Annotated in this window: 9 protein-coding genes and 1 pseudogene; 4 read left to right on the top strand and 6 right to left on the bottom strand. The window is 72.5% G+C overall.

Annotation, left to right across the window (positions count from 1 at the left end; all coding sequences use genetic code 11):
- Positions 1-102 (top strand): annotated as a pseudogene (locus GTW43_RS38275) (ribonuclease HI); the annotation flags it as partial.
- A gap of 68 nt (positions 103-170) precedes the next feature.
- On the opposite strand, the gene GTW43_RS29570 reads toward GTW43_RS38275, so the two are convergent.
- Entirely contained in the window at positions 171-1,022 is an 852-nt protein-coding gene (locus GTW43_RS29570) for a glycoside hydrolase family 16 protein (protein WP_161305059.1), read from the bottom strand.
- A gap of 329 nt (positions 1,023-1,351) precedes the next feature.
- Between GTW43_RS29570 and GTW43_RS29565 the strand changes: the two genes are divergently transcribed.
- Positions 1,352-2,992, top strand: coding sequence for a GMC oxidoreductase (locus tag GTW43_RS29565; protein WP_161305058.1), 1,641 nt, complete (start codon positions 1,352-1,354; stop codon positions 2,990-2,992).
- Between the two features lie 51 nt (positions 2,993-3,043).
- On the opposite strand, the gene GTW43_RS29560 is transcribed toward GTW43_RS29565, so the two are convergent.
- Positions 3,044-3,523 (bottom strand): carboxymuconolactone decarboxylase family protein, encoded by a 480-nt coding sequence (locus GTW43_RS29560; protein ID WP_161305057.1) that lies wholly within the window; start codon positions 3,521-3,523, stop codon positions 3,044-3,046.
- On the bottom strand, positions 3,523-4,602 hold the full coding sequence (locus GTW43_RS29555; protein ID WP_161305056.1) for a dihydrodipicolinate reductase: 1,080 nt from the start codon (positions 4,600-4,602) through the stop codon (positions 3,523-3,525). Before GTW43_RS29555 ends, GTW43_RS29560 begins: the two co-directional genes overlap by 1 nt.
- A 145-nt stretch (positions 4,603-4,747) precedes the next feature.
- Here GTW43_RS29555 and GTW43_RS29550 point away from each other — a divergent pair, with 145 nt between their 5' ends.
- Entirely contained in the window at positions 4,748-5,446 is a 699-nt protein-coding gene (locus GTW43_RS29550) for a type 1 glutamine amidotransferase (RefSeq protein ID WP_161305055.1), read from the top strand.
- Here the strand turns inward: GTW43_RS29550 and GTW43_RS29545 are convergent.
- Entirely contained in the window at positions 5,412-6,689 is a 1,278-nt protein-coding gene (locus GTW43_RS29545; RefSeq protein WP_161305054.1) for a benzoate/H(+) symporter BenE family transporter, read from the bottom strand. The genes GTW43_RS29550 and GTW43_RS29545 overlap by 35 nt on opposite strands.
- A 167-nt stretch (positions 6,690-6,856) precedes the next feature.
- On the opposite strand from GTW43_RS29545, the gene GTW43_RS29540 reads away from it, so the two are divergent.
- Entirely contained in the window at positions 6,857-7,402 is a 546-nt protein-coding gene (locus GTW43_RS29540) for an XRE family transcriptional regulator (RefSeq protein ID WP_161305053.1), read from the top strand.
- On the opposite strand, the gene GTW43_RS29535 is transcribed toward GTW43_RS29540, so the two are convergent.
- Together GTW43_RS29535 and GTW43_RS29530 are read right to left on the bottom strand one after the other, a co-directional pair.
- Positions 7,381-8,235 carry a hypothetical protein gene (locus GTW43_RS29535; protein WP_202502109.1) on the bottom strand — a complete coding sequence of 285 codons (855 nt, stop codon included), beginning with the start codon at positions 8,233-8,235 and terminating at the stop codon, positions 7,381-7,383. The two genes, GTW43_RS29540 and GTW43_RS29535, sit on opposite strands and share 22 nt — an antisense overlap.
- A gap of 75 nt (positions 8,236-8,310) precedes the next feature.
- A partial coding sequence (locus GTW43_RS29530) for a substrate-binding domain-containing protein (protein WP_202502108.1) occupies positions 8,311-9,150 on the bottom strand: 840 nt, incomplete at its 5' end.

Raw genomic sequence — 9,150 nt, 5'->3', positions numbered from 1 at the left:
TTCCCGGGCCGCTGCCGGTGCGGCCGCTCCTACGCCGCGGGGGAGCAGATCGCGAAGAACCCCGACGGCTGGGGTCACCCGGAGTGCCGCGTCCAGGCGTGACGCCCGCACGGGTGCGGTGACCCGGCAGCCGGGTCACCGCACCCGCACCGTGGGGGTGCGGTGCAGGATCAGCCGTTGCTGACCCGCACGTAGTCGACGACCAGCTGCTGCGGCAGCTGGGTGCTGCCGTCCGGGTCGCCGGGCCAGTAGCCGCCGACCGCGAGATTCAGGATGACGAAGAACGGCTTCTCGAAGACCCACTGGTTGCCGCCCACGTCGGCGGGCGTGCGGGTCTGGTAGACCGTGCCGTCCACGGACCACTTGATCGAGTTCGGCGACCAGTCCACCGCGAAGGTGTGGAAGTCGTCGGCGAAGGCCGCACCGCCGGGCAGCGAGTACCCCGCGCCGATGCCGCCCGAGCCGGAGTACCCCGGCCCGTGGATCGTGCCGTGCACGGTGTTGGGCTCGAAGCCGACGTTCTCCATCACGTCGATCTCGCCCGAGTTCGGCCAGCCGACCGAACCGATGTCGTCCCCGAGCATCCAGAACGCGGGCCACATGCCCTGCCCGCGCGGGATCTTCATCCGGGCCTCGACATGCCCGTGCGTGGTCGAGAACTTGCCCGACGTGTTCAGCCGCGCGCTGGTGTACTCGCAGGTCCCGTACCAGCACTGGTAGTTGCCGGGGTTCTCCTTGCGGGCCGTGATGACCAGATGGCCCTGGCCGTCGAGCGCGGCGTTGTCCGAACCCGCCGTGTAGTACTGCCGTTCGTGGTTGTCGACGTTGTCGCCGGTCTCGATCTGCCACTTCGATCCGTCGACCGCCGAGCCCGCGGGCCCGTCGAACTCGTCGGAGAAGGTGACGGCGGTGGCGCCCGTGTCGTCGGTGCCTGCCGCGTTCGCCGTGGGGACGAGCGCGGCGCCGAGACACAGCAGCGCGGCCGCGCCGAGCGGCAGTCTGCGGCGGAGGGAAGAGCGCATGGAGCATCACGTCACTTCGGGTAGGGGGATCGTGCCTGTCTCGGACACGCCGGAAAGTGAAGACAGTGGGGGTGTGCGCGGTGCGATTACTTCAAGAGTTGATTTAAGGGGCGGCAGGGGAAGGCGTCAAGAGATTCGTCTGGACCAAGTCGCGCTCCTCCTCGGCCGGTTGGTGGCGGGCGGTCCCGTCCGCACCCTGGACCGCGCCCGGGCCGCAAGATCGACACAACGGCGGAAAACCAACCGTAGTTACCGAATAGTTTCCATTCACCTTGTTGCCGATCAACAGTAGAACTCGTTCTGATTCCGTCGAGAGTGAGGAACTCGGAATGACTGCCTCAACCCCTCCTGAAAAGCACCGTAACGGACTGTCCCGGCGTGGCTTCCTCGCAGGAACAGGTTCTCTTCTCGGTGCCGTGGCGCTGGCCGGACCGGCCGCCGCGGCCGCCCGCGCCGTCACCCCGGCGCTCGCCCCGGTGGCCGACGGCGCCCGCGTCCCGGCCCTCGTGATCGGTTCCGGCTACGGCGGCGCCGTCACCGCCTTGCGGCTCGCCGAGGCCGGCGTCGACGTCCAGATGATCGAGATGGGCAAGGCCTGGGACACGCCCGGCTCGGACGGCAAGATCTTCGCCAACACGACCCAGCCGGACTACAGATCGTTCTGGCTGCGCACCAGAACCAGACAACCGCTCAGCAACTTCCTCGGCTTCCCCATCGACCGCGACGTGCCCCGGCACACCGGCATCCTCGACGCCGAGGAGTTCGGCGGCATCATCGTCTACCAGGGCCGCGGCGTCGGCGGCGGCTCACTCGTGAACGGCGGCATGGCGGTCACACCCCGCCGCGAGAACTTCGGCGCGATCCTGCCCACGGTCGACGCGGGGGAGATGTACGCCACCTACTACCCGCGCGCCAACGCGGGGCTGGGCGTCGCGACCATCGACCCCGACTGGTTCGAGACCACCGACGCGTACCAGTACGCGCGCGTGGGCCGCAAGCACGCGCAGCGCTCGGGCTTCCCGTTCGTCTTCGTGCCGGACGTGTACGACTGGGACTACATGAAGCAGGAGGAGGCCGGGACGGTTCCCCGGTCGGCGCTCGCCGGGGAGATCCTCTACGGCAACAACCACGGCAAGAAGTCCCTGCAGAAGACGTACCTCGCCCGCGCCGCCGCCACCGGCCGGGTCAGCGTGTCCCCGCTCCACCGGGTCACCGAGGTGCGTCCTGCCGCCGGCGGCTACACCGTGCGGATCGAGCAGCTCGACACCGTCGGGACCGTCACCGCCACCAAGGAGGTCAGCGCCGAGCGGGTGTTCTTCGCGGCGGGCAGCGTGGGCACCAGCAAGCTCCTCACGCGGCTCAAGGCCACCGGAGCGCTGCCCGCGCTCAACGAGGAGATCGGCCAGGGCTGGGGCGACAACGGCAACGTGATGTGCGGCCGCGCCAACCACCTGTGGGACCCGACCGGCGCCCTGCAGTCGTCCATCCCCACCGGCGGCATCGACAACTGGGACGCGGGAGGCGCCTTCGCCGAGGTCGCGCCGCTGCCCACCGGCATCGAGACCTTCGCCTCGTTCTACCTGTCGATCACCAAGAACCCGCACCGGGCCCGGTTCACCTGGAACCCGGCGACGAACTCGGTCGACCTGAACTGGCAGACGGCCTGGAAGCAGCCCTCGATCGACATGGCCCGGTCCATCTTCGACCGCATCAACTCCAAGGAGGGCACGATCTACCGCACCGACCTGTTCGGTACGTACAAGATCTGGGGCGACCACCTGACCTACCACCCGCTCGGCGGCGCCGTCCTCGGCAAGGCCACCGACAACTACGGCCGTCTGCACGGGTACGCGGGGCTGTACGTCATGGACGGCGCGCTGATCCCGGGCAACACCAGCGTCAACCCGTTCGTGACGATCACCGCGCTCGCCGAGCGCAACATCGAGAAGATCGTCGCCGCCGACCTCTAGAGGCCGGCGGCCGGACCGTTCTGCCCAGGTCCCCAGGCGCGCACGCCCTGTTCAGGGCTTGGGCAGAACGCACACCGCGTCGAGGCCGAGGACGTGGTTGAGCCGGCCGAAGGCCAGCCAGGAACCGATCGCCATGCTCAGTTCCACGATCTCCGGCTGGCTGTAGCGCGCCGTCATCCGGGACCAGAACTCCTCGTCGAGTCCGTGGTGGTCGAGCGCGTACCGCTCCGCGTACTCGGCGGCGAGCCGGGTCCGTTCGTCGAAGGCGTCGGTCGTGCGCCACTGCTCCACCGCGTCCGCGAAGGACTCCTCGACCTTCTCGCCGTCGCGCTCGGTACGCCAGTCGAGGCAGAACAGACAGCCGTTGATCTGCGCGATCCGCAGCCGGGCCGCCTCGAACTCGCGCAGCCCGAGCGTGGAGTGGTCGTAGACCGCCATCGAGTACTGGGCGGCTATAGGCCCGATGCCGGGCACCATCTCGCCCCACACGTACGGGATCGGGTCCTGGTCCTCGGGGATGTCGATTCTCATCACGGGGTCCTTCCGATCCGGCCGGTGGCGGGCAGTACGGGCACGTCGAGCGCGTCGTAGAGGCCCGGGGGCGCCGTCACGAGCCAGTCGATCGCGCCGACCAGGCGGCCCACGGCGGTCGCGTTGCCGCCGGCCGCGTGGTTGCCGCCCTCGTCCGTGGCCTGGACGGTCACCTCGATGTGCGGGCGCCCCTCGACGATCACGCGGTGCGCCCCGGCGCCGCCGCCCGGCGGCAGCGGCCAGTCGGGGGCGCACGAGGGGTGGATGCGCGTGATGTGCTCGACGACGAGCCGGACGGCGCCGTCGACGACGCCCTGCACCTCGAAGCGCACCGCTCCCTGCGTACCCTTCGCGAAGTCGCCCATCGACGCGGTCGTGACGTCCGCGTCCAGCGGACGGCGCTCCAGCGTCTCGCGGATCTCGTCCAGTTCGAGGCCGAGCGCACGCGCGAGCAGCCGGAGCTGTCCGCCCCACACCATCGTCGGCACGGACTCGGCGAGCATCAGCGGCTCGTAGTCCATGGGGTGCCCCATGCCGACCAGATCGCGGACCGAGTCCGCCTGGTCGTACGTGGAGTAGTCGAAGATCTCCTGGCAGCGTACGGCGTCGATGCGCGAGCCCAGGCCGCTGACCAGGAGCGGCAGGACGTCGTTGGCCCAGCCGGGGTCCACGCCGGACACGAACAGCGAGCCGCCGCCCTCCGCGATCGCCGCGTGCACGGGACCGGTGAAGTCGGGGGGCGCGCTGCGCGGGTCGTACAGCGGATAGAGCGCCGGGGTGACGACGACGGCGCCGGCCCGCAGGGCGCGGCAGAGGTCGTCGAGCGCCTCGTCGGGGCGCAGTTCGCCGGACGCGGCGTAGAAGACGGCGCCCGGACGTGTCGCGAGCACCGCCTCCACGTCGGTCGTGGCGCTGACGCCGAGGGCGTGGTCGAGCCCCGCGAGGTCGCCCGCGTCGCGGCCGGCCTTGGCGGGATCGTGCACGAGCACGCCGGACAGTTCGAGCCCGGGGTGGGCGTCGACGGCCCTGACGGCCGCCCGCCCCACGTTCCCGGTGCCCCACACCACCGTGGAAGTCATGCGCGGAGCGTAACCTGATGGACCGTCAGTTCATAGGGGTGTGGCGCCCGCAGAAGAGCCGCACGGGAAGGAGGGCGCCGTTGACGTGGCCGTGCGGCCTTGATCTGCTGCTGTCCGGTGCGGACGGGACGAGGGAGGACGGACGATGGGCAGGGTCGTCGTCGTGCAGAACACCCAGGGCGGTGGACCGGGCCGGGTCGGGACCTGGCTGCGGGCCGCCGGGGCCGACGTGGAGGTGGTGCGGCCCTTCGACGGGGACGCACTGCCCGAGAGCCTCGACGGCCGGGCACTGCTCGTGCTCGGCGGCGGCTTCATGCCCGACGACGACGCGCGGGCGCCCTGGCTGCCGGGGACCCGGCGGCTGGCCCGCGAGGCCCTCGACGGCGGGACGCCCTACCTCGGGATCTGCCTGGGCGGCCAGTTGCTCGCGCAGGTCGCCGGCGGCGCGGTCCGCGCGGCGCACGGCAGCCCGGAGCTCGGCAGCACGCCGATCCGGCTGCGCCCCGAGGCGGCCACGGATCCGCTGCTGCACGGGCTCGGCTCCGGCGTCCCGGCGATCGAGCGGCATGTCGACGCGATCACCGAACTGCCGCCCGGAGCCGTGTGGCTGGCCTCCAGCGAGCTCTGCCCGTACCAGGCCTTCCGGGTCGGTCCGCGCGCGTGGGGCACCCAGTTCCACCCGGAGGTCAGCGCGGACCGGATCGCGCGCTGGGACCCCGCGGCGCTCGCCGAGCACGGTCTCGACCGGGGCCGGCTCCTCGCGCGGGCCCGCGCCGCCGAGCCGGCCGCGGGCGCGGCCTGGTCCGCGTTCACGAGGCGGTTCGCGGAGGTGTGCCGGGACTGAGCTCCTCGCGTCCGGCCTCTTCCTGGCCGGCCTCCTCCCGTCCGGCCGGCTCCGAGGCGGCCTTGCGGCGCCGGCCCGCCGAGGCGACCAGTCCGGTCAGCACCCCGGCGAGCAGCCCCCAGAACGCGGAGCCGATCCCCAGCAGCGTCACCCCGGAGGCCGTCGCGAGGAACGTGACGACGGCCGCCTCGCGCGACGCCGGTTCGGACAGGGCCGTCGCGAGCGAGGACTCGATCGTGGCGAGGAGGCCGACACCGGCCACCGCCAGGACGAGCGCGTGCGGCATCGCGCTCAGCAGGGAGGCGACGGTCGCCCCGAGCAGCCCCACGCACAGATAGCAGACGCCCGCCCAGACGGCCGCGAGATAGCGCCGGTCCCGGTCCGGATGGGCCTCGTCGCCCGTGCAGATCGCAGCCGTGATCGCCGCGAGGTTGAGCCCGAACGCGCCGAACGGGGCCAGCACGGCCTGTGCCGCGCCGGTCCAGGTCAGCAGCGGCGAGACCGGCACGTCGTAGCCGGAGGCGCGCAGTACCGCCACGCCCGGCAGGTTCTGCGAGGCCATCGTCACGACGAACAGCGGCACACCGACGCTGATCAGCACCTTCCAGTCGAAGACGGGAGCGGTGAACACCGGCTGCGCGAGCGACAGGCGCACCCGGTCCAGGTGCCAGCCCCCGGCGAGCACCGACGCCACGACCCCGCCGGCCAGCGCAAGGAGCACCGCGTACCGCGGCACGATCCGCCGCGCCGCCAGGTACAGGGCGAACACCGCGAACGCGATGGTGAAGCTGCCCTCCATCTGCGCGAACAGCCCGGTCCCGAACTCGAGCAGCACGCCCGCCAGCAGCGCCGACGCGAGCGGTACCGGGATGCGGTCCATGACGCGGGCGAACCAGCCGGTCACGCCGCTCAGCAGGATCAGTACGGCGCAGAACACGAAGGCGCCGACGGCCTCGGCCATCGGCACGCCCGCCAGGCTCGTGGCGAGCAGCGCGGCGCCCGGCGTCGACCAGGCCGTCACGACGGGCGCCCGGAAACGCAGCGACAGTCCGATGCAGGTGACGGCGAGTCCGATGCCGAGGGCGAGCATCCACGAGGAGATCTCCCGGGCGTCGGCGCCGGCCGCGCGGGCTGCCGTGAACACCAGGGCCGCCGAGCTGGTCACGCCGACCGTGACCGCGATCAGCCCGGCCGCGACGGCGGAGGGCGGGGCGAGCGCGCGGAGGCGGGCGAGGGAGGGCATGAGGGCATCACTTCCGGGGCCGAGGGGCGATCCGCCCGGCCGCCCGGGCTGCCGCGCGGTGGGTGCGGGTGGTGTTCCGGTGTTCCTGTTCCGTAAACGGAACGTTCTGTATGTGGAACACTAAGGACGGCGGCGGCGACCCGTCAACACCGTTCCACGGAGGGCGCATGGGGCTGAACGACGAGGTGGGGCGACGGCTCAGGGAGCTGCGCCGGGCCGACGGCCTCTCGCTGTCCGAGCTCGCCCGCCGCTCCGGCGTCGGCAAGGGCACCCTCTCGGAACTGGAGAGCGGCCGGCGCAACCCCACGCTGGAGACGCTCTACGCCCTGGCCACCGCCCTCGGCCGGCCGCTCGGCGCCGTCCTCGGCGATCCGCCCCCGGGCGTCGTCGCGGGGGCGGGCGGCGGTGTCTCCGGGAGCGCGGTCACCGCGGTCCTCATCGAGCGCCACGAGGACGCGCGGGCCGCCACCGACGTCTTCCGCATCACCATCGCCGACGGCGCGGTCCAGGAGTCGGCGGCGCACGTGCCGCGCACCACCGAGAGCCTCATGGTGCTCTCGGGCACCGCCGTGGTCGGGCTGCCCGACGCCCCGCAGACCGCGGGCCCCGGAGGTCACGCCGCGTGGCCCGCCGACGCCCCGCATCTGTACAGCGCGCCGCACGGCGAGGTCCAGGGCGTGCTCTTCGTGCGCTACCCGAAGAGCGGCGGCTGAGCGAGCGCGGCCGCACGCAGGGGCCCGGCCTGTGGCGGGGTGCCGTCCGGGTCGACGTCGTGCAGCTTCGAGATGTCCACCGACTCGTCGGCCGGCGGCGTCCGGTCGGGCACCGGCTTCCCGTAGTCCGCGAGCGCGAGCACGACCGTCTCGCCGGGGTCCCGCACGGTGGCCCTGACCAGCCGGTGGGGCGCGTCCGAGGTCACGTACAGCGTGACGTCCTTGCCCTGCTCGCGGCCCGTCAGCGGTACGACGTCCGTCCCGCGCACCGTCGTCGGCGGGCCCTTGGCCAGGTTCTCCTGCACGGTGCCCGGCGACGCGTCGGTCAGCTCGTCGCGGACGGAGTCCAGGTCGCACACGTCCGCGAGGCTGTCGAGCATCGGGTCGTCGGTCGTGCCGTGCACGTACCGCCCCGCGAAGAGCTCGGCCGCCAGCTCGCCTCCGCCGCCCGGCATCTGCGCCTTCCAGAACGCGGTGTCCGGCTTCATCCAGACCTCGTCGCCGCGCTTGACCAGGTCCACGCTGCCGCCGTCCGCGCCGCCCGTCCCCATGACCAGCGAACCGGCGCAGTTGCCGTCCTCGTCGAGGCGCAGGTCGAGCCGTGCGGGGGCGCGCTGATCGCGGTCGTCCGTGCGGTTGTCCACCGTCACGTGCAGCGACGTGGTGTCCGTGAGCTCCTTCTCGGCGGCATCGGCCAGCTCCTGCGCGGACAGGTCCGAGCCGTCGTCGGCGGTCACGGGCCCGGCCGCCGCGAGGGCGCTCGCGCACACGAAGGTCGCCACCACCGGCGCTCGCGCCGCTGCGCGCCGCCGGTTCGAGGACTGTCCGGCCATGAGGTCACCTCGCTGTCCCGGACGCGAGAGCGCCCGAAATACCCCATAAAGTCTACGTTTCCTGTGGTGCGGCTGTCACTCCACGGAACCGCACACCCGCAGCCCCACCGGCGTCCCGCACGGCAGGTGCCCGTGCGTCGCGACGACACCCTTGCCCGTGCCGTTGTCGACCGCGTACGACAGGAAGCTCGACGCCAGCGAGTCCGCGGGCGGCCGCCCGAAGGTGTACGCGTACTCGATCTCCCGGTACGGGTACCCGTCGGAATCCAGCCGGTCCGGGTCCGGGGCGCGTCCGTCGAGCGTGATCCGGTGCAGTCCGCGCGGGGCGTCCGGCGGTGACGCGGCCCGCAGTTCGGCGTATCCGAGGGCGCCCGGGGTGCGGGCCACCGTGTCGAGCACCTGCTCCGTGGAGTCCAGCTCGCAGCGCAGGACGGGCGTGCTGCGCAGCGTGCGGTTCACGCAGTCGTCCGACGAGGCGGGCGGTTCGTCCGCGCCCCCGAGCACCCGCTCGGTCAGGGCCGACCTGGTGCCCGATCCGGAGGTGCGGCTCACCAGGACCAGGGGCAGGTCCGGGCTGCCCAGCTGCTTCCAGTTGCGGATCTCGCCGCGGTAGATCCGGCGCACGTCCGTCACGGACAGGTCGGTGACCTCGGCGTCGTCGTGCGCGACCAGGGTGAACAGCGACACCGCGACGCGGCTCTCGCTGAGCTGCGTGTAGCTCGCCGGGCGCGGCCCGTCCGAGAAGGCGACGACCGTCGCGCCGTCCTGCGGCTTCCCGCCCGCGAGGGCCAGCTCCCGCACGCCGGTCCGGCTGCCGTGCGCGGCGACCGTGATGTCCGGCTCGCCGCCGCAGTGGTCGCGGTACTTCTGCGCGAGTTCGCTCAGCACGGGCGCGAACGCGGTCGAGCCGGTCAG

Origin of the sequence: Streptomyces sp. SID5785 (assembly GCF_009870065.1) — a bacterium.
In the GTDB taxonomy this organism is placed as follows: domain Bacteria; phylum Actinomycetota; class Actinomycetes; order Streptomycetales; family Streptomycetaceae; genus Streptomyces.
Note: the sequence above shows the minus strand (reverse complement) of the source record. Positions and strands in the feature narration are given on the sequence as shown.